The 23,392-nt window shown below is 64.3% G+C and carries 14 protein-coding genes and 1 pseudogene; 9 read left to right on the plus strand and 6 right to left on the minus strand.

What is annotated here, in order from left to right:
* Positions 1-22 precede the first annotated feature (22 nt).
* On the minus strand, positions 23-1,198 hold the full coding sequence (locus KY49_RS14520; RefSeq protein WP_042585368.1) for a porin: 1,176 nt from the start codon (positions 1,196-1,198) through the stop codon (positions 23-25).
* Between the two features lie 152 nt (positions 1,199-1,350).
* Entirely contained in the window at positions 1,351-3,195 is a 1,845-nt protein-coding gene (locus KY49_RS14525; protein WP_042585369.1) for an ABC transporter ATP-binding protein, read from the minus strand.
* A gap of 46 nt (positions 3,196-3,241) precedes the next feature.
* On the opposite strand from KY49_RS14525, the gene KY49_RS35690 reads away from it, so the two are divergent.
* The 3 genes from KY49_RS35690 (at position 3,242) to KY49_RS14540 (ending at position 5,214) form a co-directional block, all read left to right on the plus strand.
* Positions 3,242-3,841, plus strand: a complete 600-nt coding sequence (locus KY49_RS35690; RefSeq protein WP_231636423.1) for an HAD family hydrolase — start codon at positions 3,242-3,244, stop codon at positions 3,839-3,841.
* A 285-nt stretch (positions 3,842-4,126) separates the two neighbouring features.
* Entirely contained in the window at positions 4,127-4,453 is a 327-nt protein-coding gene (locus KY49_RS14535; RefSeq protein WP_042585370.1) for a hypothetical protein, read from the plus strand.
* Between the two features lie 38 nt (positions 4,454-4,491).
* Positions 4,492-5,214: a TetR/AcrR family transcriptional regulator gene (locus KY49_RS14540; protein ID WP_231636424.1), complete on the plus strand. Its 723-nt coding sequence runs from the start codon at positions 4,492-4,494 to the stop codon at positions 5,212-5,214.
* 24 nt (positions 5,215-5,238) lie between these two features.
* On the opposite strand, the gene KY49_RS14545 is transcribed toward KY49_RS14540, so the two are convergent.
* Complete coding sequence (locus KY49_RS14545) at positions 5,239-6,279, minus strand: iron-containing redox enzyme family protein (RefSeq protein ID WP_059858946.1); 1,041 nt, start codon at positions 6,277-6,279, stop codon at positions 5,239-5,241.
* A gap of 1,033 nt (positions 6,280-7,312) precedes the next feature.
* Between KY49_RS14545 and KY49_RS14550 the strand changes: the two genes are divergently transcribed.
* Positions 7,313-8,728 (plus strand): CoA transferase, encoded by a 1,416-nt coding sequence (locus KY49_RS14550; protein WP_042585372.1) that lies wholly within the window; start codon positions 7,313-7,315, stop codon positions 8,726-8,728.
* A 47-nt stretch (positions 8,729-8,775) separates the two neighbouring features.
* Complete coding sequence (locus KY49_RS14555; protein ID WP_042585793.1) at positions 8,776-9,546, plus strand: SDR family NAD(P)-dependent oxidoreductase; 771 nt, start codon at positions 8,776-8,778, stop codon at positions 9,544-9,546.
* A 358-nt stretch (positions 9,547-9,904) separates the two neighbouring features.
* Here the strand turns inward: KY49_RS14555 and KY49_RS37325 are convergent, their stop codons facing one another.
* On the minus strand, positions 9,905-12,322 hold the full coding sequence (locus KY49_RS37325) for an esterase/lipase family protein (protein WP_156162533.1): 2,418 nt from the start codon (positions 12,320-12,322) through the stop codon (positions 9,905-9,907).
* 419 nt (positions 12,323-12,741) lie between these two features.
* Positions 12,742-13,467 carry a pirin family protein gene (locus tag KY49_RS14560; RefSeq protein ID WP_042585373.1) on the minus strand — a complete coding sequence of 242 codons (726 nt, stop codon included), beginning with the start codon at positions 13,465-13,467 and terminating at the stop codon, positions 12,742-12,744.
* 128 nt (positions 13,468-13,595) lie between these two features.
* Here KY49_RS14560 and KY49_RS14565 point away from each other — a divergent pair, with 128 nt between their 5' ends.
* Positions 13,596-14,486, plus strand: a complete 891-nt coding sequence (locus KY49_RS14565; protein WP_042585374.1) for a LysR family transcriptional regulator — start codon at positions 13,596-13,598, stop codon at positions 14,484-14,486.
* Positions 14,487-14,500: 14 nt separating this feature from the next.
* On the opposite strand, the gene KY49_RS14570 is transcribed toward KY49_RS14565, so the two are convergent.
* Positions 14,501-16,558 (minus strand): insecticidal delta-endotoxin Cry8Ea1 family protein, encoded by a 2,058-nt coding sequence (locus tag KY49_RS14570; RefSeq protein WP_082062383.1) that lies wholly within the window; start codon positions 16,556-16,558, stop codon positions 14,501-14,503.
* A 720-nt stretch (positions 16,559-17,278) separates the two neighbouring features.
* On the opposite strand from KY49_RS14570, the pseudogene KY49_RS14575 reads away from it, so the two are divergent.
* The 3 genes and pseudogenes from KY49_RS14575 to KY49_RS14585 form a co-directional block, all read left to right on the plus strand.
* Positions 17,279-18,445 (plus strand): annotated as a pseudogene (locus tag KY49_RS14575) (efflux RND transporter periplasmic adaptor subunit); the annotation flags it as partial.
* Positions 18,446-18,466: 21 nt separating this feature from the next.
* Positions 18,467-21,667: an efflux RND transporter permease subunit gene (locus KY49_RS14580; protein ID WP_042585376.1), complete on the plus strand. Its 3,201-nt coding sequence runs from the start codon at positions 18,467-18,469 to the stop codon at positions 21,665-21,667.
* Positions 21,667-23,205 (plus strand): efflux transporter outer membrane subunit, encoded by a 1,539-nt coding sequence (locus KY49_RS14585; protein WP_042585377.1) that lies wholly within the window; start codon positions 21,667-21,669, stop codon positions 23,203-23,205. The genes KY49_RS14580 and KY49_RS14585 overlap by 1 nt, the downstream gene beginning before the upstream one ends.
* Positions 23,206-23,392: the final 187 nt, after the last annotated feature.

Raw genomic sequence — 23,392 nt, forward strand, 5'->3', positions numbered from 1 at the left:
CGCGCCGGCCGCCGTCGATGCGTCAGAACTTGTGGCGGATGCCGACGACCGCGAGCTCCTGCGTATCCGTGCCGGAGTTCACGCCGTACGAGCCGACCGTCGCCGCGGCCTTCACGATCGCGCCGCTCGCGTTCAGCGTATTGCCGCTCGCCTTCTGGTAGCCGAACAGCGCGTACAGGTCGGTGCGCTTCGACAGCGAGTAGTTCGCGCCGAGGTTGACCTGGTTGTAGTGCGCGGAGGTCGGGCCCGTCAGCGACGTGTAGTTGTAGCCGACGCCCGCGCGCAGCGCCGACGAGAACTGCCAGTTGAAGTACGCCGAGCCGTTGTTGAACTTCGCGGTCTGGCTGAACGCCGACAGCGTGTCCGCGCCGTACTGCGTGTTCGAGTACGCGAGGCCGAAGGTCGCCGCGCCGAGCACGTACTGGCCGGCGACGCGCACGATCTGAATCGACTTCGCGCTCGCGAAGCCCTGGTTGATCACGGTATTGAAGAGCGTGTCCGAGCTGCTCGTCCACGTGCGCGCGCCGCTCTTGTCCGTCGTCGTGCCGCCGTTCGCGAAGAAGTAGCCGGCGCCGAGCGACAGCGGACCGTTCGCGTAGCTCAGGCCGAAGCTGTAGGTGCGGCCGCTGCCGGTTGCGCCGGCCACGCCGCCGAAGCCGTACAGCGCGGCGAACTGGAAGCCGGAGATCAGCGGGCTCGTGTACTTCACCGAATTGCTGACGCGCAGGCTGTTGTCGTAGTTGTCGAGGTCGCCCGGCGTCGAGAACACGCCGCCGAAGTAGCCGTCCTCGGTCAGGCCCTGCACGAGATCGACGACCGGATCGTACTGGCGGCCGAGCGTCACGGTGCCCCATGTGTTGCTCGCGAGCCCGACGATCGCCTTGCGGCCGAATTCGCGCTGGCCCTGGCCGAGCGCGCCGGTGCCGATGTTGAAGCCGTTCTCGAGCTGGAACAGCGCGGAGAGGCCGCCGCCGAGATCCTCGATGCCGCGCAGCCCCCAGCGGTTGCCCGACAGGTTGCCGCTGCCGAACTTGACGAGACTCGACGCGTTTGCGCCATTGGCGTCCTGTGCGTTGTGCACGTATGCGATGCCCGCGTCGACGATGCCGTACAACGTGACGCTGCTCTGCGCATGCGCGCCGGTGGCGGCGAGCGCGGCCGGCAGCGCGAGAAGGGCGAGTCGCTTGAATGATTGCATCTTCCGGTTACCCCCGTGGTCGATTGGTGTGACGAATCGCTGAACGATACGGACCCCGGACCATCAAGGAAACCAATCATTTCTCGAATGGATATGAGGCGCGGCGATCGTTGCGATCGCCGCGTGGATGGAAGGCCGGCAGGGCGCGCCGGCTACTGCGCCGCCTCCGCCGTTTCGCCCAGGAACCCGCCGCTCTGATGCGCCCACAGCGCCGCATAGATGCCGCCCGCCCGCAGCAGCTGCTGGTGCGTGCCTTCCTCGACGATGCGGCCTTCGTCGAGCACGATCAGCCGGTCCATCGCCGCGATGGTGGACAGGCGGTGCGCGATCGCGATCACGGTCTTGCCGCCCATCAGGCTGCCGAGGCTGTGCTGGATCGCGGCTTCGACCTCGGAGTCGAGCGCGCTGGTCGCCTCGTCGAGCACGAGGATCGGCGCGTCCTTGAGCATCACGCGCGCGATGGCGACCCGCTGGCGCTGGCCGCCGGACAGCTTCACGCCGCGCTCGCCGACCTCGACGTCGTAGCCTTTGCGCCCGTGACGATCGCCCAGCCGTTCGATGAAGTCCGCCGCTTCGGCGCGCGCGGCCGCGTCCCGCATGTCCTTTTCGCTCGCGTCCGGGCGGCCGTAGAGAATGTTCTCCCGCATCGTTCGGTGCAGCAGCGACGTGTCCTGCGTGACCATGCCGATCGCGCTGCGCAGGCTGTCCTGCGTCACGTGGGCGATGTCCTGCCCGTCGATGAGGATGCGGCCGCCGCCCACGTCGTAGAAGCGCAGCAGCAGGTTGACGAGCGTCGACTTGCCCGCGCCCGAACGGCCGATCAGGCCGATGCGCTCGCCGGGCCGGATCGTGAGCGTCAGGCCGTCGAACACCGGCTTGCCGTTGTCCTCGTGCGAGAAGCGCACGGTGTCGAACACGATCTCGCCGCGCCGCACGACGAGCGGCCGCGCGTCCGGCCGGTCGACGACGGCGCGCACCTTCGTCAGCGTCGTGATGCCGTCCTGGATCGTGCCGACGTTCTCGAACAGCTCGGTCATTTCCCACATCACCCAGTGCGAATAGCTGGACAGTCGGAGCGCCATCGCGATCACCGCCGCGACCACGCCCGCGCTCGCCTCGCCCTGCGCCCACAGATGGAGTGCGAGACCGGTCGAGCCGATCAGCAGCGCGGTGGTCATCACGTGATTGGTGACCTCGAACGCGCTGACGAGACGCATCTGCGCATAGCCGGTGGCCTTGAACGCCTCCATTGCGTGTCGCGCGTGGTCGGCCTCGCGCCGCGTGTGCGCGAACAGCTTCACGGTCGCGATGTTGGAATACGCATCGGTGATGCGGCCCGTCATCATCGCGCGCGCATCGGCCTGCTCGCTGCCGACCTGGCCGAGGCGCGGCACGAAGTACCAGCACGCGGCGCCGTAGCCGATCGCCCAGACGGCGAACGGAATCATCAGCCGCCACTCGAAGCTGGCGGCCAGCAGCAGGATGCCGATCAGGTAGGCGGCCACGCCGACGAGCACGTCCACCGTCATGAACAGCGCATCGCGGACCGCCAGCGCGGTCTGCATGATCTTGGTCGTGACGCGGCCCGCGAATTCGTTCGCGTAGAACGACAGGCTCTGGTCGAGCATCAGCCGGTGAAAGAGCCAGCGCAGCCGCATCGGGAAATTGATCGCCAGCGCCTGGTGCTTCGCCATCGTGTGCAGGCCGATCAGCGGCACGCTGCCGAGCAGCACGCCGGCATACGCGAGCAGCGTACCGAGATGCCGGTTGCGGAAATCGGCGGGCGTCGGGGACGACAGCCAGTCCACCACGTGTCCCATCATCGCGAAGAGCGCCGCTTCGTACGCGGCCAGCGCGGCCGACGTCAGCGCGATCAGGAACACCCAGCCGCGCGCGCCTCGCGTGCACGCCCAGACGAATGCGAAAAACCCCTTGGGCGGGGTGGCCGGGTCCTCGAGGGGAAAGGTCGGCAGGCGCCGTTCGAACCACGAAAACATCCAGTATCTCCTTGGCGCGGCGCCGGGGCGTATGCCGGAGCCGCGGATGGGGAAAAGCGCCGGCGCGCTTCGTGAGCGACGCCGTGCCGGAAGTGAGCAGGGTACTGCAGAAGGCGCCGGTCCGTTGCCCGGTTGTCGGCCGGCGCGCACGCAAGCCGCCGCAGGCTCATTGCGCGTTGATCCAGCCGGCGATCATGCCGAGCGCACGGTTGTACGCGTTCGCGTCCTCGACCGGATCGACGTTGCGCTCGGGCACGACGCCGCGGCGAGCGAGCAGATCCGTCCGGTGATCGGCCTGCCGTTGCAGGCGATGTTCCATGCGCTGACCGCGGACGACCGGCCGGAGCCGGCAGACGAGTTCGCACGCCGGTTCGTGGCGCGGGCGGACGAGGTCATGGTTGCGTCGACGAAGATCTACCCGGAGGTGCCCGGCCTGCTCGCACGGCTGCGCGAGCGCGGCGTGGCGACCGCGATCGTTTCGAGCAAGTTTCGCTACCGCATCGAAGCGATCCTCGATGTCGCGGACTTGCGTGCGTCGATCGACGTGATCGTCGGCGGCGAGGACGTGCAACGTCACAAGCCGGACCCGGAGGGGCTCGTGCTGGCATTGTCGCGGCTCGAGGTGCCCGCTTCGTCGGCGCGGTGAGCGGCACGACGTCGTTCGACGCATGGTCGAGCCTGGGCAAGGACGCGGTCCGGCGCGACCTTGGCGAGCTGGCCGACATCGTCCGCGGGCGGGCGTCCTGACTTGCGGCGAATCTGTCGGCGAATGTGCGTGCTGCACGATGACGGCGGGGCGGGTGTATGTTCGCCGGGCAATTGCGTCGCGTCTGCGCGGCTTGTATAAAAGAAGACACGCGTATCGCCGCCCGCCGTTTGCATCCGCAGCGGCGTTCGAGCGACGATCGACTATCGACAAGGAGATTCGAGCATGAACAGGATTCGCATTGTCTCGGCGGCAATGGCGGCATCGATCGGCCTTGCGCTGGCAGGCGCGCCGATCGCGTTTGCGCAGGATGCGGCGACGCAAGCCGCACCGATGGCCAAGCCGACGCCCAAGGAACTCAGCAAGGCGCAGCGCAAGGCGGCGCGCAAGGCCGCTCGGGAAAAGCGCAACCAGGATCTGGGCGCCATCGAGAAAGACGGCTATCGGCTGACCGGCGACCGGTCCAGCTATCCGCAGAACCCGCAAAACGGCGCAGGCAAGGCGGACGGCGCAAAGGCCACCAACGGCGCCGCGCCGTCGCCGGGGCAGTAACGGCCGTCGCGCTGCGCGGCAGGCGTGTCGCGCAGCGCATGTCGCATCGCCGTCGACGTCTCGCGCGAATTGCCGCAGCGTGGCGGCGGGCAGACCGATCCATTTATAATCGCGGCGATCCCGGGTCCGGACTCTCTTGCCGTCAGCCCAGCGGAAAGGTCACACCCATGAGCACCAAGCGACAGGACATCATCGATACGGCGACACGCCTATTTGCAGAACATGGCTACCACGCCGTCGGCACCGACCGGATCATCAAGGAGTCGGGTGTCGCGAAGATGACGCTGTTCCGCAATTTCCCGACCAAGAACGACCTCATTTCCGAAGTCCTGACGCAGCGGGCGCATCAGGCGCTGGCCTCCATGACGCAGGCGGTGAGCACCAGGGGAACGCCGATCGAGCGCTTGCAGGAACTGTTCGACTGGCACGGCCGCTGGTTCAGGGCGCGTGATTTCGCGGGGTGCATGTTCGTTGGTGCGTTGTCCGAATTTCATTCCGACTCGGGCGAGATCATCCGCATCTCGGTCGCACAGAAGGCGAACTTGCGCCTGTTCGTCCAGGGCCTGATGATCGACCTCGTCGAGCCGGCCGCCGCGGAGCGCGTGGCCCGGCAGATCGTGATGCTCCTCGACGGGGCGACCATCGCGGCGGTGGCCGGGGATCGCAATCACGCCGCGCAGGATGCGTGGGAAGTCGCGAAGAAGCTGATCGAGGAGCACGGCGGCGCCGCGTCGAAGCCGCGCGGCGCACGGCACGCCTGAGCGCGGCCGTGCCCCGGTGCTTCGTCAGGCAGCCTGGCCGTGCAGCATCGGCAGCGCCAGCAATCTGGCGTGCAGCGCGCTGTAGTAGGCGTCGCAGCTCGACAGCCGCCACGCGGCGCCGAACAGGATGTCGCCGGCGATCGCCGGCGACTGGTCGACGATCGGCGTGATCACGTTGGTCAGCCAGCCGTCGCCGTGAACGACGTCGATCGTGATGTGCTCGTCGTAGTAGCTCAATTCGCCTTCGCTGCCCAGCCCGACCCGTTTGCACCCGTTGACGAGTTTTTCATACTGCGCGGGGTCGAGCAGCTCGGTGATCGCCATCACACCCAGCAACTTGAAGTAATGGGCGCGATTGACGCAGGCCAGCATGAACTGATTGTGGCCCGCGAGCCCTTCCCATCCCAGCACGCTCGCGTGGTTGTCGTCGGCCGGCCCGACGCCGACGACGTTCAGCAGATGCTGGAACAGGTTCACGTGGCTTTGCGCCGCATCGCCGCGCCCCGCTTCGTCCCAAAGGTTCTGCGCCAGTTCGGTGCGCGCCTCGCTGCGCGCGCCGATCATCGCATAGAGGAGCAGGTCGAAGAAGCGCAGGTTGAGCGCGCTGTCACTCCGAAAGAACGCGACGATCTGCTCGCGCGACGCCTCTTTCTCGAGGAAGTCGAACAGAGGATGCGACACGACCGCGTGCTGCGACCACATGCGCTTGATCGCCTCGACGATCGAACGGCCGTCGGGCGCGGCAGGGGCGGCGACAGCCAGACGCCGGCCCTCGCTGTCGAGCCATGCGCGTTCGATATGGCGCCGCACCTGCGTGAGCGTCGGGTTGAACTGGTTGATCGCACGCGGCTCCGTTCCATCGCACGTGTGCAGGTCGTAAAGCGCAAACAGCGCCCCGTGGACTTCCTCCAGCGCTTGCTCGTCGCGCTGCCCGAGCGCCTTGCCGAGTTCGGATCGAACCCGGGACAACAGGCGCTGGCTCCAGTCCGGATGGGCATCGACGCGCTCGTCGAGGTCCACGGTGTCGCAAAGCAGCGAAATCGCCTGATGAAGCGGAAGCGTCAACGCGGCGTCCAGCACATTTCCTCGACTTGCGTCTTCGCATGCCGGCCCGGCAGCGGTACGCGATACCACAATTTCCTCTTGCATGGTGTGATCGTCCTTGGATTTCTTTTTAATTACTGATTTTGCGGTTGATTTTATGATTGTAATTTATTTGATTGATTTTCGTAATTGTCGATCTAATATGAAGCGGGCCGATCATACACGACGCGTCGTAATGAAATAAAAAAGGTGGCGAAGTATTGGGGGCTGCACATCATCAGTCATGCAGAAGGATGCGAGCGGAAACCCGTTTCCTCATCACACAAATCGGGCGCGCCGAATTTGGATCGACGCCTTGGTCGATCATCTCGCGCTGCTGGCGCGGGCTCGGCGGGATTCGACGCCGGCAGGGGGCGAGGCTGTCATTGCTGACTTGGGCTGTGCCCTGTTGTTGTGTTGCCTCGCCCCTGACGCTGCCCGGTCTTGCGTCTTCTCTCAGGTTCTCACTGGGCCTGCGATGCGGCTGCTCACGAAGCATTCGTTGCTTGCCTTCCCGGGCCGCCGGAAATACGGCCGAAAAGACGAGTAATCGGGGATGCGCGCGCAGACAGAATTTTGTGTATTTAAATGATACGGAGGAGTATCACGCAAATAATCGTCGAACCCGCGCGGCTTGTCAAGCAGCCGGGCGATCGGCAAGACGATGCGCGGGGCGGTAGTGATCCGGGTTCAGTGAGTGGATGGGGTCTACTCATGTCGAAAAGGCCTGCGCGTTGGCCGGTACGCAGCGGGGTGACGCAAGCCGATTCGATTGAATGTGAATTACGGATTCCGTTTGGTATTTGTGAGCGGATACCAGGCGGTCTCATCATTTGGTTGATCCAGGGGAAATGATGCGTCATGCAAAGTCACGGCGATTCGTTGACTTACCGGTCCGCCACTGCTTGAAAACGGCTGTTGCGTAAAAAGATATCTTGATTCGCTGAATCAAGATTGACGCTCGAAGTTGCCGACGAATAGACTTTTTTACCCCATATACGAATCAGGAAGAGTCATGTCCGAACATGCTTCGACATCGGCACTCGAACAGGCCGGCAGCGCATGCACGGACGCATATCTGCGTGACATCTGGCAGGCGCTGAACGGAGATGCCGATCGTCTGAACATCCTGAAGTTCACCGGCACGGGCGTGTTGCCGTCCGCCTTTCCAGTCACGGATTTCGCGTCGGCCGCGGTCGGCGCGGCGAGCGTCGCGCTCGCGGAGCTCGTGCAGCAGGCACGCGGCGCGTTGCCCGCCGTCCAAGTTGACCGGCGCTACGTGTCACTGTGGTTCGGCACGTCCTTGCGTCCGCGCGGCTGGGAAATGCCGCCGCAGTGGGACGTGATCGCGGGCGACTACCGTGCGTCCGACGGCTGGATCCGGCTGCATACCAATGCACCGCACCATCGCGACGCCGTGCTCGCGGTGCTGCGCACGCCGCTCGACAAGGCGGCCGTCGCGCAGGCGGTCACGCGCTGGCGCAAAGACGAACTCGAGGCCGCGGTGATCGAACAGGGCGGCTGCGCGGCCGCGATGCACACGCAGGACGAATGGGCCCGGCATCTGCAGGGGCTCGCGGTGCGGGCCGAGCCCTTGCTGATTCACGACACGGTGAGCGTCGAAGGGCCGCGGCCGCTGTGGACCGTGCCGGCCGCGCGGCCGCTGCAGGGCGTGCGCGTGCTCGACCTGACGCGCATTCTCGCGGGGCCGGTCGCGACGCGCTTTCTCGCGGGCTTCGGCGCAGACGTGCTGCGCATCGATCCGATCGACTGGGACGAACCGAACACGGTTCCAGAAGTCGTGCTCGGCAAGCGCTCCGCGCGCGTCGACCTGAAATCGGGAGACGGGCGCGCGGTGCTGCGGCGCCTGATCCGCGACGCCGACGTGATGGTTCACGGCTACCGGCCCGATGCGCTCGATCGCCTCGGCTTCGACGCCGACGAGCGGCGGCGGATCAATCCGGGGCTCGTCGACGTGTCGCTCGACGCGTATGGCTGGAGCGGGCCGTGGCGTGGGCGCAGGGGCTTCGACAGCCTGGTGCAGACGAGCACGGGCCTCGTCGAGACGGCGATGCGCGTGAAGGGCGCAGATCGTCCCGTTCCGCTTCCCGTGCAGGCGCTCGATCACGGCACCGGTTATTTGCTTGCCGCAGCGGCGCTTCGCGGGCTGACGCGCCGACTGGCGACCAACGTGGGCACGCGAACGCGCGGATCGCTGGCGAGAACGTCGCTGCTGCTGTCGTCGGGCGGCCTGCAGGCGCCGGAGCGCGCGCTGCTCGCCCCCGAGGAGCCGGGTGACCTGGATGCATGGATCGAGGAGACGAGCTGGGGCAGTGCGCAACGCGTGCGGGCGCCGGCGCGGGTCGACGGCGCACCGATGCGCTGGGCACACCCGGCGCGCGCACTGGGTTTTTCCACCGCGACGTGGTAACCGCATCAATCGATACGGATCGCTTACTTTCAACGCGGAGCATGAACATGAGCCAGGTAGTCGTAGTCAGCGGCGGCGGTACCGGCGTCGGTTTCGCGGCAGCACGCCATTTCGCGCAACGCGGCGCGCAGGTGGCGATCGTCGGGCGTCGCGCCGACGTGCTCGCGCACGCGGCCGAACAGATCGGCAATGCATTTCCGGATGCGCCGGGCGTGGCGCCGCTGGTCGCGGATCTGGCGGTGCCGGAGCAGGTGGAAGCGATCGTGCGCACGCTGGCCGCGCGATTCCCGACGGTCGACGCGATCGTCAACGCGGCAGGCGGGCACGTGCTGCGGCAATCTCCGCCCGACGCCTATGCGAACGGCCTCGCGGGCGTCGCGCGCCGCTGGACCGACAACTTCCGCAAGAACACGTTGTCGGCGGTGCTGTTGACGGAAGCGCTTCTGCCGCATCTGCGCCAACCGGGCGGGCGCATCGTGTTCCTGAGTTCGATCGCCGCGTTTCGCGGCTCTGGCGTCGGCTGCTACGGCGCATCGAAGGCCGCGCTGCATCCGTATACCGCCGATCTCGCGAAGGCGCTGGGCCCCAAAGGCGTGACCGTGAACACGGTGGCGCCCGGCTTCGTCGCGGACACGGCGTTCTTCGGCGCGGCGCTGTCCGACGTGCAGCGCAAGGACAAGGTGGCGGAATCGCTGAACGGCCGCGCGGGCACGCCGGACGATATCGCGAACACGATCGGCTGGCTTGCGTCGCCCGACGCGCTGCACGTCACGGGTCAGGTGATCCAGGTTAACGGCGGCGCAGAACGCAGCCGCTGATCGGTAATCGAGCGCGCTTTCTCTAGTGGCATCCCTTTCCCGCAAAGCGTATATGGATCACACCGGTTCACCGCGGAATTCCTGGGGGCGCGGCGAACCGTCGGCGATCGGCCATCTTCAGCCGTTCGCCATCCCGCTTATTTGAGCGGCCGCCCCGCCCAAACAACGGACCTTCGCGCTGGGATGGGTCAGACGGATCATCGTCCACGCTAGTCATTCGCGCTCTGCTGCGTACCGCGGTCAATGAATGACCGATCCGACGTGACACGGATGCGCTGGATCGACGGATTCCAGACGTAGCCGTCAAAGCGTTCGGGCTGGTCTGATTTCGTTTACTTCGTGCGGCGAATGTTCGTTATCAGAATAGCGGCTGAAATTCCCTTCGCCAACCATCCATCACCAGCGTATCTTTACTGTTTACAGACATGAAAGCATCCAAAATTGCTTCTTTGATATAGCCCCAAAGAAAGTAAGGGTCGATACGGAATCGAATGTCTTCATGGTCACATGCTGCCACTAACTCATTGTGAAGCTCTGATTCCGTACTCGAGGCATCGACCATCAAGAGAGCCGCCGCGACGCAAATCCTTTCTATCGGTGCCGCCGCTTCTCGGAGCTGAGATCTCAGTCGATTGCGGTAGTTACCGTCACGAAGGTAACCGATCGCAAGTGCTGCATTTGCTCGAACGAAGAAGCTATCCGAGCTCAGAAGTGATTCGAGATTGGGGAATCGACGCCCTAGGCGGGCGAGTGAAACCACCAAAGCTGGATAGCTCTCCACGCTCTGCATGCCGAGGCTTTCAAGTTCGGCAATCGCTGCATCGCGGTCGTTACAGCGCCATAAGGATCGCGAGAGGGCGCCCAGTCCTTCGGTGCGATGGTATTGGAGGTATCGAGCTAGGAGCGCTTCGGCACCAACCGCCGAATCGGCCGACGCGAGCGCCAGGAAGAGGTTCGACCGAACGTCAGGATCGCTTTCACGCTGCAGCCACTCGTCGACAGGATAGGTGGTTCTCTCAAATGCCGCTGACGCGACAATGCCAGCTCCCAAGTACCGCACACGCCAGTGAGTGTTCTCATTTGACCAATTCAGCAGTACGTGATCAACCACCGCACCGTTGTGCCGGGTAGAGAAAGCTCCTTTGAAAACTGCATGATCGATTTCCTCAGTAGCGACAGCTCCACTGGGAATGTCCTTGGAGGAGATGTCTGGCGATGGGAAAGGCGCATCTGAATGGCCTGTTTGGACAACAAGCTTGGCTACCGGTCCTTCATCGCTTCTTGCACCGCGGGAGAACGCGGCACATGCCCCCCTGAACGCAAACGTGGCAAGCTTTTCCCATGCGTACCCGTCATGATCGACGTAATCGAGGATATCACGTGCGTATGCACCAGCATTCCCCAATGCTAGCAACCGGCGCGCTGCGCGCCACCCGCTCTCGTCATTACGCAAGGAGAGATCATCCGCAAAGTCCTCCGACAACTGGTGCTTAATCTGGGAAAGGATATCGGGCGAGGACGGGATGCCAGCTAGAAGGGTCGCCGCTACTTCTGCATCACTGGACTGCCGCGGCCCCTGTAAGCGAGCAAGCAGCAACGGAGTGACCGTCTCCGCCCTGGCACCCACGTACTCGAACATTCGGCGCCGCACTTGCATTGTTGGCACCAAAAGAGGAGACCTGAATACTGCTTCCTCTCCTGCGGCTTTGCGATCGAGCAGTTCAAAAAGCGCGTTACTACCATTTACCGGGTCGCTGCTTTGGAAATCAGCCAGTATGAATTTAATGTTCCGTCGACTACGACGAACTATCTCGTAGCTGGGAGAAGCACTGTTTTGGTCGACGCGTCCAGGAATTCCATCGGGAGCATCGACTGACGAACCCATGGCAACATTCGTATCTCGATCGACCAGGTCAGCTCCGAGGATGTTTTGAGTCTCTTTTGTAGTTGTGTCTTTGGCGGGCAATAGACCATTATCGTTGAGAAACACCAGTAAGTATTGATGTACTGCGTCTTCCACGGATCTCGGCTTGCAGATACTCATATGATCAGAGCCACCAACCATCTTAGCATAGCCAAAATACCGAGCCGCACTTTCATTCGAGACAACCTTGGTTCGCGAGAACCAAGGTAGCCACCTGTAATGGACAATGAAACGATTTTCGAAAAACTCAACCCCATGAAAAGATTTAATCTTTTTTCCGTTTATCAAATTCTTAAAGCGCTCATCTAAGTCCCTAAGTATCTGATTTCCCCACTTGAGTTGCTTTCCTTGCTCATGATTGTACAGATGGATAATGTGATCGAGACTATGTTGCAGTTTCGATCCATATGAGGGCGACGCAACCAAGACTATTCCAACGTCCTTGTCCTTAAAGTCGTCCCAATATTCACACAGAAGATAGCGGGCGACGATTCCTCCCATACTGTGGCAAACAAACGTGATCTTCCTCTTGCTCAAAACTGGCGGGCGACCCAGTGAATCTGGTGTTTTAAGATAGGAAAAAAGCTGTGCCGCGCACTGCTGAAGGGGAAAGTCGCCGCTATCCACATCTGTGTGATACCCACCGAGATAAAGTCCTACGTTTCGGAATCGAGGGTCAGAAGATATCAGCGTTGGCCAATACGCAATATGGTTGGTGGCCTTTTCACACGCCAACCAGCAGTTCCGGCTGTCCGAGAGCACGCCGTGCACGAAGACCAGCACCTCGTTTGCTTCATAATTGCGGTACCACCTGTTATTAGTCTTCGGCGGGGGCAGATCTTCAATGTTCATGTGGTTTCATCTATCCGAAGGGATGGCACCCAGAATGTAGCAGGCCTCGACGGATTACCGCTCAGCGTTTAGTACGCGCAGAGGCTTGGCTCGCGAGTGACGAACGGAGCACGTGATCTGACCTTGCCACCCTATTATGTGCTTGCCGGCTGGGTCCGGCTGAACAGAACGACGCTATCAGATCGAGAGCGGTCGTGCACTGGTCGCAGCGGCGTAAATGAACTAAAGAGGATAAATTTTGGCATCGGGCTGTCGGCGCGGAGGGCCGCTTACTCCAGATAGCTGCCGCTAGGGTGACGCGGTATCGAATGGCCGAAGTGGGTCGGCAGGCGACATCCACGGAAATCCACGAACCAAACAAAAGGCCCCGCATTGCTGCGGGGCCTTCGCCGGAATCCTGCCTCCGGCGCATCACGACATCACGCCCATTCGGCCGTCACTTCGACCGGACGCAGGTCGAGCACGAGCACCTCGGCGTCCTTGCCGTCCGCGAACGTCAGCGCTTCTTCGCCGCGCACGCGCGCACCGTCGCCTTCGCCGAGCGTCACGCCGTTGACCGTCACGCTGCCGCGTGCCACATGCACGTACGCAAACCGGTCAGGCGGCAGCGCGAGCGTCGCGCGTTCGTCGCCGTCGAACAGGCCGGCGTAGATCCGCGTGTCCTGCCGGATCTTCAGCGAGCCGGCGGCGCCGTCCGGCGACACGACTAGCACGAGCCTGCCGCGCTTGTCTTCGGCCGGCAGGTTCGTCTGCTGATAGCGCGGCTGCGCGCCTTTCTCCGACGGCCCGACCCAGATCTGCAGGAAGTGCACCTGCGCTTCACGCGAGTGGTTGAACTCGCTGTGGCGCACGCCCGTGCCCGCGCTCATCAGCTGCACGTCGCCCGGCACGATCACCGAGCCCGTGCCCATCGAGTCCTTGTGCTCGAGCGCACCGTCGAGCACGTACGACAGGATCTCCATGTCGCGGTGCGGGTGCGTGCCGAAGCCGTGGCCCGGCATCACGCGGTCGTCGTTGATCACGAGCAGGTCAGAGAAGCCGACCTGCTGCGGATCGTAGTAATTCGCGAACGAGAACGTGTGACGGGAGCTGAGCCAGCCATGTTCGGCGCGGCCGCGTTGGTTTGCTGCTCGGATCTCAATCATTTTGCTTGTCCTCAAAGTCGCCGAACCGCGGAAGTGGGCTCGGTCGATCGTTGAGATGAAGCTTAAGTCAATCGAATTGACAAATAAATCGCATGGGAGATAATCACTGTCACATTCAGGTGGACAATATGGAACTGGGCGATCTCCGGATTTTTGTGGCGACGGTCGATGCGGGCAGCTTCACCGCGGCCGCCGACCAGCTGATGCTGTCGAAGCAGTTCGTCAGCCGGCGGACGATGGCGCTCGAAGCGGCGCTCGGCGTGCGCCTGCTTCACCGCAACACGCGCAACCTGGCCGTGACCGAATCGGGGCACGAGTTCTATGAACGCGCGCAGCGGATCCTCGCCGAAGTGGCCGACGCCGAGCAGGTGATGGTGGCGCGCAGCACCGAGCTGCACGGCTCGTTGAAGATCAGCGCGCCGCTGTCGTTCGGGATCACGCACCTGTCGCCGCTGATCGCCGAGTTCCTGGCCGCGCATCCGGCCGTGCGGCTCAATCTCGACCTGACCGACCGGCGCGTCGACCTGATCGGCGAAGGCTTCGACGTCGCGCTGCGCATCGGCCCGCTCGAGGATTCGACGCTGATTGCCCGCCCGCTCGGGCAGTCGCGGATGATTGCGTGCTGCAGCCCGGCCTACCTGCGCCGTCGCGGCGCGCCGGCGACGCCGGCGGACCTGGGCGAGCACGTGTGCCTGCTGTATGGGCGCGAACGGCGGGTCGGCTGGGAGTTCCGGGTCGATGGCGCGGCGCGGACCTTCGACGTGCAGGGGCCGCTCGTCGCGAACAACGGCGAAGTCGTGCGCGACGCGGCCATCGCCGGGCTCGGCATCGCGCTGCTGCCGCACTTCATCGTCGGCGCGGCGCTCGACAGCGGCGCGCTCGTGCCGGTGCTCGACGCCTACGCGCCGCCTGCGCTGCAGCTGAACGCGATCTTTCCGCAGCACCGGGAAGGGTTCGTTACGCTGCGCACGTTCGTCGCGTTTCTCGCCGAACGGCTGGGGCCGCGCGCGTCGGGCTAGCCCGACGGCGTTGGTCACGTGCGCGCCGGCACGACCAGCAGGCTCGCGAATCGAAAGGCGTTGTTGCCGAGATCCGCGTTGCGCGCGAGGCGCACGTGGTTCACGCCGGGCGCAAACGGAAAGACGTCGCCGGTTTCGTAGTAAGCGAACGCGCGGCCGTCTTCGCCCAGCAGCACGGGCTCGCCGTCGCGCGCGGCGAGCGTCGTCGAGCCGAGCACCTGCGTTTTGTCTTGCGCGAGCAGCGTCAGCGTGACGACCGCGTCCGCGGTCGTTTTGACGTCTGCGAGCAATGGAATGAAGCGGCATGCAATGGGCGCGGCGGTCCGGTTCGTCACGACGAACGTGAGGCTCTTGCCGACGAGGATCGATTTGCCGATCATGACGTCTGCATAGCCTGTTGGTGCGCCGAGCGTCGAGGAATCCGACATGCTGAAACCGCAGGTCAGGTCGAGTTCGAGACCGACATCGGCACTGCGCAATTCCGCAAGCTGCGATGCGGAAGTGTAGTGTCGCAGCGCCATGCCGCCGTACGGAATCCCGTAGCCGGAATCTTCACGACAGGTCTTGCCGGAATGCGTGCCTGGTTGGGTCAGGAACGCCGAAACGAAATAACCCGGCTCGAGCTTCGCCGCATTGCCGGGCGAGTACGACTGGACGTAGTCCGGATCGTCGATCAAATCGAGTGCGTTGCCGTATCCGTCGAGCGCGGCCGTATAGCGCGCGCCCGTGCCGTCCTGCACTTGCAGTGTGTGCAGCGTCATGTTTTCGCCAATCCGGAATATTGAGCCGCGGTTGGCCGCCTTCCATATGCAGTCGCGGCCGTCAGTCAACTCTCCCTTCGATTGATTCGCGGCGAACGAGCGCTGAATCGTGCGCAAGAAGCCCGACACGCCATCGAAGCCGCCCGTGCAGCCTTGCGCGTCGATGTGCGTCGCGCGCCCGGTGCCATCGACGAAGGTCTGATTCATTCGAACGACGAGCGCATCGCCGCCGTAGCCGCAGTGGCAAATTGCAAGCAGGTCGGTCAGGTACGACGTGCGTGACGCGAGCGTCGCGTCGGCCGTTTTTCGTACGACTTCGTTCGTGTAGATCTCCATCGAGTTGCGAAAGTCGATCTTCGTTTCGTGAAGCGTCGTGAAATAGGTTTTCGCCGCCGCGAGAAATTTCGCATGACCAAGCGTATAGAAATTGCGAACGTAATCGTTCTTCTTCGCCGGATCGGACAGCGTGTCCAGATGCTTCGCGAGCACTGCCTGCATGTCGTTCTGATACTGGAAGATCTTCGCGTGCATTTCGCGCAGCAGCGCGGTGATCGTGTCGGGTGCGAGCACGAGCTCGCGGCGCATCGACAGATACGCGCTGTACATCGACAGTTGCGCGCTCGCCGCGAGCGCGTGCATCGTCAGCCCCTGATACTCGGAGCCCTTGATCAGGAACATCGGAATCTGCGCGGTGCAGATGCTCGCGAACGCTTCGAACTTCGCCGTGATGTTGTCGATCATCGATGTGGAATAGGGCGGCGTCGCGCTTCGCATGAATGCGGTGAGGTCCTGCAGCACGCGATCGATGCCCGTCAGAACCTGTCGCATGATCTCGACGTTGTTTTTCGAAATCTCTTCCGTCGCGATGCGCCGGATCATCGCGTCTTCGTCCGGCGCGTGCTCGAACAGCGTGTTGAGCCGGCTGAACAGCAGGTTCAGCACTTCGCCGACGAGCGGGCCGGCGACCGGAATGAACGATGCGAGCGCCTTGACCGTGACTTCGCCGAATGCGATGAGCCCCGGCAGCGTATCCGCCGACAGCGCCGCACTGACGATATTCACGATCGTGGCCGGCTGGTACTGCTCGATTTGCGCGATGAGCTCGCCGAGCTTCATCCTGAAACCGGGGATCAGCAGATCGTTTTCGTCGAACGTGTGAGGCGGCGAAATGCCGTTCGCGAATTCGGCTGCCGCGGCGCGCGGTCCCGCCACGGGTGCGCCGGCGTCGTCGCCGCAGGCGGCAAGGAGCGGCAGCACGGCGCTGCAGGCGCCATACATCAGGAAGGCTCGTCGGTCGATTCGGCGTGTCATCGCGTCTCCGTGGAAAGTGACGGTGCAACGTGCGGCCGGCGCGGGTGTCGATGCGTCGGCCGGGCGACGTGCGGATACCCGGCGTGCCGGGCAACGGGAACGGATGCGGGGAGCGGCAGTTCGGGCGCTGCCTGTGTGATGGGCGAGGACGTCTCGCGTTGCGTCCTTTCGACGAGTGGCAACTGTAGCACCGTCGTTTTGGGAACGTCAATTTTCGCTGCGTTGCGGGATTCGTTGGCTTTTCTGACTCCGGGAAGCAGCGGGGCTGAGCGATTCCAGTTGAATTGTTCGTTTTAGCCGAATTCTGTTCTCAGTGTTTCCCCATTTATCAATCGGACCGCATCGGCCAGAATGCCGCGGTGCAACCTGACGAAGCAGAAGCGATCATGCGAAGGCCCGATGCGCGGGCAACGACACGCGACGGCTGATTCATACGCCGATATCGAAACGCGTCGACTCCGACGGACGAATGCTCGTGAGTCAAGCAACTGAACCGACGCCGAATATTACATCAGGATTACTGAGAATAAAAATGACGTTATCGGACTTGCCCGATTCCGTGAAGGAATTGGCCGAGTCGCGTGAGCAATGCATTCCGGAAAGGATGTGCCAGAGGGAAATTCGCATGCAGGGTTCCGGACGGAACCGGCAGGCATAGGCGTTGTTGAAGAAAAGCCAGAACCGATTGGTTGTTATTCATTGTTAGTGAGAGGTCGCTCCATGCGCGTCGAACGGGTTCCATACCGCTTAATCACTGTCGCGACGGCCGCCGTTTTCCTGGCCGCGTGCGGGAAAAAAGAATCGGCACCGCCGCCGCAAACGCCGGAAGTCGGCGTCGTCACCGTCCAGCCGGAAACCGTGCCGGTCTTCACCGAACTGCCGGGCCGCACCAACGCGTTCCTGGTCGCGCAGGTGCGCGCGCGGGTCGACGGCATCGTGCTGCGCCGTGAATTCACCGAAGGCACCGACGTCAAGGCCGGCCAGCGCCTCTACAAGATCGACCCGGCGCCGTACCTCGCGCAACTGAACAGCGCGAAGGCGTCGCTCGCGAAGGCGCAGGCGAATCTCGCGACGCAGAACGCACTGGTCGCGCGCTACAAGGTGCTGGTGGGCGCGAACGCGATCAGCAAGCAGGACTACGACAACGCGGTTGCCGCGCAAGGGCAGGCGGCGGCGGACGTCGCGGCGGGCAAGGCGGCGGTGGACACCGCGCAGATCAACCTCGGCTATACGGACGTGGTGTCGCCGATCACCGGCCGCGTCGGCATCTCGCAGGTCACGCCGGGCGCGTACGTGCAGGCGAGCCAGGCGACGCTGATGTCGACGGTGCAGCAGCTCGATCCGGTGTACGTGGACCTGACGCAGTCGAGCCTCGACGGTCTGAAGCTGCGCCAGGACGTGCAGAGCGGGCGGATCAAGACGAGCGGCCCGGGGGCGGCGAAGGTGTCGCTGATCCTGGAAGACGGCAAGACGTACTCGGAGCCGGGCAAGCTGCAGTTCTCGGACGTGACGGTGGATCAGGCGACGGGCTCGGTGACGATCCGCGCGATCTTCCCGAACCCGAACCGCGTGCTGCTGCCGGGGATGTTCGTGCGCGCGCGGATCGAGGAAGGCGTGAACGAGCACGCGTTCCTGGTGCCGCAGATCGGCGTCACGCATGACCAGAAGGGGCAGGCGGTCGCGCTGGTGGTGGGAGCGGACAACAAGGTTGCGCCGCGTCCGCTGACGACGACGGGCATGCAGGGGCAGAACTGGATCGTCGAAGGCGGCCTGCAGGCGGGCGACCGGGTGATCGTGCAGGGCATCGACAAGGTGCGTCCGGGCGCGACCGTGAAGACGGTTGCGGCCCAGCTCGCGCAGGCGCAGGGCGCCGCAGCCGCGAGCGCGCATTAACAGGGAGTCCGTTTCATGGCCAAGTTTTTCATCGATCGCCCGATCTTTGCATGGGTGATCGCCATCGTGCTGATGCTGGCCGGCGTCGCGTCGATCTTCACGCTGCCGATCGCGCAGTATCCGACGATCGCGCCGCCGGCCGTGCAGATCACCGCGAACTATCCGGGCGCTTCCGCGAAGACGGTGGAAGACACGGTGACGCAGGTGATCGAGCAGCAGATGAGCGGTCTCGACAACTTCCTGTACATGTCGTCGACGAGCGACGACTCGGGCAACGCGACCATCACGATCACGTTCGCGCCGGGCACCAACCCGGACATCGCGCAGGTGCAGGTGCAGAACAAGCTGTCGCTCGCGACGCCGAACCTGCCGCAGGTCGTGCAGCAGCTCGGCATGTCGGTGACGAAGTCGAGCAGCAACTGGCTGCTGTGGATTGCGTTCAACTCCGAAGACGGCAGCATGTCGAAGGACGACCTGACGAACTACGTCGCGTCGCACGTCCTCGATCCGATCAGCCGCATCAACGGCGTCGGCCAGACGCTGCTGCTCGGTTCGCAATATGCGATGCGCGTGTGGCTCGATGCGACGAAGCTGACGAACTACGGCCTCACGCCGTCCGACGTCACGGCCGCGATCCTCGCGCAGAACGTGCAGGTCGCGGGCGGCCAGATCGGCGGCACGCCGGCGAAGCCGGGCACGATGCTGCAGGCGACCATCACCGAGGCGACGCTGCTGCGCACGCCCGAGCAGTTCGGCAAGATCCTGCTGAAGGTCAACCCGGACGGCTCGCAGGTGCGCGTCAAGGATGTCGCCAAGGTGTCCCTGGGGACGGAAAACTACAACTTCGACACGAAGTACATGGGGCAACCCACGGCCGGGCTCGGCATCCAGCTCGCGACCGGCGCCAACGCGCTGGCGACCGTGAACGCGATCCAGGCGAAGGTGGCGGAGCTGTCGCGATACTTCCCGCATGGGCTGGTCGTCCACTATCCGTTCGACACGACGCCGTTCGTGCGCCTGTCGATCGAGGAAGTGGTCAAGACGCTGCTCGAAGGCATCGTGCTGGTGTTCCTCGTGATGTACCTGTTCCTGCAGAACCTGCGGGCGACGATCATCCCGACGATCGCGGTGCCGGTGGTGCTGCTCGGCACGTTCGCGATCATGGCGGCGGTCGGCTTCTCGATCAATACGTTGTCGATGTTCGGCCTTGTGCTGGCGATCGGTCTCTTGGTCGACGATGCGATCGTGGTGGTGGAGAACGTCGAGCGGGTGATGGTCGAGGAGGGCTTGTCGCCGAAGGAGGCGACCAAGAAGGCGATGGGCCAGATCACCGGCGCGCTGGTGGGCGTCGCGCTCGTGCTGTCGGCGGTGTTCGTGCCGGTCGCGTTCTCGGGCGGTTCGGTGGGCGCGATCTATCGTCAGTTCTCGCTGACGATCGTATCGGCGATGGTGCTGTCGGTGCTCGTCGCGCTGATCCTGACGCCGGCGCTGTGCGCGACGATCCTCAAGCCGATTCCGAAGGACCACCACGAGGAGAAGAAGGGCTTCTTCGGCTGGTTCAACCGAACCTTCGACAAGAGCCGCGACCAGTACCACGTCGGCGTGCACCACGTGATCAAGCGCTCGGGCCGCTGGCTCGTCATCTACCTGGCCGTGCTCGTCGCGGTCGGCCTGCTGTTCGCGCGCCTGCCGAAGTCGTTCCTGCCGGATGAGGACCAGGGCTACATGTTCGTGATCGTGCAGACGCCGTCCGGCTCGACGCAGGAAACCACCGCGAAGACGCTCGCGAACATCAATGACTACCTGACGACCCAGGAAAAGGACGTGGTCGGCGCGGTGTTCACCGTGAACGGCTTCAGCTTCGCGGGCCGCGGCCAGAACTCGGGTCTCGTGTTCGTGAAGCTGAAGGACTTCTCGGAGCGCCAGCGTTCGGATCAGAAGGTGCAGGCGCTGCTGCGAAGGACCGCCGCGCATTATGCGAAGTACAAGGATGCGATGGTGATTCCGTTCAACCCGCCGTCGATCCGGGAACTCGGCAACGCGTCCGGCTTCGACTTCCAGCTGACCGACAACGGCGGTCTCGGCCACGACGCGCTGATTGCAGCACGCAACCAGCTGCTCGAGATGGCGTCGAAGGACCCCCTGCTCGCGCTGGTGCGCCCGAACGGCCTGAACGACACACCGCAGTACAAGGTGGACATCGATCGCGAGAAGGCGGATGCGCTCGGAGTGAGCCCGGATGCGATCGACCAGACGTTCTCGATCGCGTGGGCGTCGAAGTACGTGAACAACTTCCTCGACACCGACGGCCGGATCAAGAAGGTCTACGTGCAGTCCGACGCGCCGTTCCGGACGACGCCGGAAGACCTGAACGTCTGGTACGTGCGCAACGGCTCGGGCGGGATGGTGCCGTTCAGCGCGTTCGCGACCGGCCACTGGACCTACGGTTCGCCGAAGCTCGAGCGCTACAACGGCGTCTCGTCGTTCGAGATTCTGGGGCAGGCGTCGCCGGGCAAGTCGACCGGCCAGGCGATGGCGGCGATGGAAGCGCTCGCGAAGAAGCTGCCGGAAGGCGTCGGCTATTCGTGGACGGGGCTGTCGTTCCAGGAAATCCAGTCGGGTTCGCAGGCGCCGATCCTGTATGCGGTTTCGATCCTCGTCGTGTTCCTGTGTCTCGCGGCGCTGTATGAAAGCTGGTCGATTCCGTTCTCGGTGATCATGGTCGTGCCGCTCGGCGTGATCGGCGCGCTGCTCGCGACAACGCTGCGCGGCCTCGAGAACGACGTGTTCTTCCAGGTCGGCCTGCTGACCACGGTGGGCCTGTCCGCGAAGAACGCGATCCTGATCGTCGAGTTCGCGCGCGAGCTGCAGGTAACGGAGAAGATGGGGCCGATCGAGGCCGCGCTGGAAGCGGCGCGCCTGCGGCTGCGGCCGATCATGATGACGTCGCTCGCGTTCATTCTCGGCGTGCTGCCGCTCGCGATCAGCAACGGCGCGGGCTCGGCGAGCCAGCACGCGATCGGCACCGGCGTGATCGGCGGGATGATCACCGCGACGTTCCTCGCGATTTTCATGATCCCGATGTTCTTCGTGAAGGTACGCCAGATCTTCAGCGGCGAGCAGGAGGATGCCGATGTCGCGCTGCGTCTCGCGCAGGATCACATGCACCAGGCGGAGAAAGGCGACCACGGCGACGACGAGAAGAAGGGACAGTGATGATGCAAAAACACGCTTTGACTGCAAGTGCAGTCGCACTCGCCGCCGCGCTCTTCGCCGCGGGCTGCACGATGGCGCCGCATTACCAGCGGCCGGATGCGCCGGTCGCGCAGGCGTTTCCGTCCGGCGGCGTGTACGCGACGCAGCCGGCCGCGAAGGCCGGCGCGCGCAGCGCGAACGGCCAGGCGGCGGCCGACATCGGCTGGCGCGAGTTCTTCGTCGATCCGCGCCTGCAGCGGCTGATCGAGATCGCGCTGAACAACAACCGCGACCTGCGGGTCGCGGTGCTGAACATCGCGGCCGCGCGTGCGCAGTACCAGATCACGCGTGCGGACCTGTTCCCGACGCTCGACGCGGTCGGCACAGGCGATCGCCAGCGGCTGCCGAACGCGCTGACGGCGGTTCCGGGACGCAACATCACGACGACCTACAACGTCGGGCTGCAGGCGTCGTGGGAGCTCGACCTGTTCGGCCGGATCCAGAGCCTGAAGGACCAGGCGCTCGCGAAATACCTCGCGACCGCGCAGGCCCGCAAGGCGTCGGAGATCGCGCTGGTCGCGCAGGTCGCGGACCAGTACCTGACGGTGCTGTCGACCGACGACCTGCTGAAGGTGACGGAAAACACGCTGAAATCCGCACAGGCGTCGTACGACCTGACGAAGCTGAAGTTCGACAACGGCACCGGCTCGGAGCTCGACCTGCGCCAGGCGCAGACGATCGTCGAGACGGCGCTCGCGAACCAGCAGGCGCAGGCGCGCGCCCGCGCGCAGGCGGTGAACGCGCTGGTGCTGCTGATCGGCCAGCCGCTGCCGGACGACCTGCCGCCGGGCCTGCCGCTCGACGCGCAGAACTTCCTGACCGACATCCCGGCCGGGTTGCCGTCGGACCTGCTCACGCGCCGTCCGGACATCATGGAAGCCGAGCAGAGCCTGCTCGCGGCGAACGCGAACATCGGCGCGGCGCGCGCGGCGTTCTTCCCGCGCATCTCGCTGACGGGCGCGTTCGGCACCGCGAGCCCGACGCTCGGCGGGCTGTTCAAGGCCGGCACGGCGGCGTGGTCGTTCGCGCCGCAGATCACGATGCCGATCTTCGAGGGCGGCGCGAACCTTGCCAATCTCGATCTCGCGAACGTGCAAAAGCGCATCGAGATCGCGAACTACGAGAAGGCGATCCAGTCGGCGTTCCGCGAGGTGGCGGACGGCCTCGCCGCACGCGGCACGTACGACCAGCAGATCGCCGCGCTGCAGCGCAACGAGCACGCGCAGCAGCGTCGCTACGACCTGTCGGACCTGCGCTACAAGAACGGCGTCGACAGCTACCTGTCGGTGCTGACCGCGCAGACCGACCTGTACGCGGCGCAGCAGACGCTGATCAACGCACGGCTCGCGCGCTGGACCAGCCTCGTCGACCTGTACCGCGCACTGGGCGGTGGCTGGATCGAGCGGGCCGGCGAGACGCCGCGCCCGGCCGACCAGCCGGTCGACTACGGCAAGGTAGGCGCACCGGTTGCATCGGCCGCGTCAGCGCGGGCGAACTGACCGCTGCAAGCAGAAAGATGGTTCGCAAGACCAAGGATCGAGGCGGTCTCCATGCGCTGCGGCACGCGTGCGTGCGCCGTGAATCGGGCGGCACGACTCCGATAGCCCGACGTCCGCCGGCGAGCCGGCACGCCGGCGCAATTTGCGCTACCTTTTCGCTCACATGCATTGCGATATCGGCATTCGC

It is taken from the genome of Burkholderia sp. MSHR3999 (genome assembly GCF_000833595.1).
Classification (GTDB): domain Bacteria; phylum Pseudomonadota; class Gammaproteobacteria; order Burkholderiales; family Burkholderiaceae; genus Burkholderia; species Burkholderia ubonensis.

Excerpts from the sequence above, each read along its gene's own strand:
- KY49_RS14520 (WP_042585368.1), bottom strand. The coding sequence starts at position 1,198 with ATGCAATCATTCAAGCGACTCGCCCTTCTCGCGCTGCCGGCCGCGCTC.
- KY49_RS14525 (WP_042585369.1), bottom strand. The coding sequence starts at position 3,195 with ATGTTTTCGTGGTTCGAACGGCGCCTGCCGACCTTTCCCCTCGAGGAC.
- KY49_RS35690 (WP_231636423.1), top strand. The coding sequence starts at position 3,242 with ATGGGGAAAAGCGCCGGCGCGCTTCGTGAGCGACGCCGTGCCGGAAGT.
- KY49_RS14535 (WP_042585370.1), top strand. The coding sequence starts at position 4,127 with ATGAACAGGATTCGCATTGTCTCGGCGGCAATGGCGGCATCGATCGGC.
- KY49_RS14540 (WP_231636424.1), top strand. The coding sequence starts at position 4,492 with ATGTCGCATCGCCGTCGACGTCTCGCGCGAATTGCCGCAGCGTGGCGG.
- KY49_RS14550 (WP_042585372.1), top strand. The coding sequence starts at position 7,313 with ATGTCCGAACATGCTTCGACATCGGCACTCGAACAGGCCGGCAGCGCA.
- KY49_RS14555 (WP_042585793.1), top strand. The coding sequence starts at position 8,776 with ATGAGCCAGGTAGTCGTAGTCAGCGGCGGCGGTACCGGCGTCGGTTTC.
- KY49_RS37325 (WP_156162533.1), bottom strand. The coding sequence starts at position 12,322 with ATGAACATTGAAGATCTGCCCCCGCCGAAGACTAATAACAGGTGGTAC.
- KY49_RS14560 (WP_042585373.1), bottom strand. The coding sequence starts at position 13,467 with ATGATTGAGATCCGAGCAGCAAACCAACGCGGCCGCGCCGAACATGGC.
- KY49_RS14565 (WP_042585374.1), top strand. The coding sequence starts at position 13,596 with ATGGAACTGGGCGATCTCCGGATTTTTGTGGCGACGGTCGATGCGGGC.
- KY49_RS14570 (WP_082062383.1), bottom strand. The coding sequence starts at position 16,558 with ATGACACGCCGAATCGACCGACGAGCCTTCCTGATGTATGGCGCCTGC.
- KY49_RS14580 (WP_042585376.1), top strand. The coding sequence starts at position 18,467 with ATGGCCAAGTTTTTCATCGATCGCCCGATCTTTGCATGGGTGATCGCC.
- KY49_RS14585 (WP_042585377.1), top strand. The coding sequence starts at position 21,667 with ATGATGCAAAAACACGCTTTGACTGCAAGTGCAGTCGCACTCGCCGCC.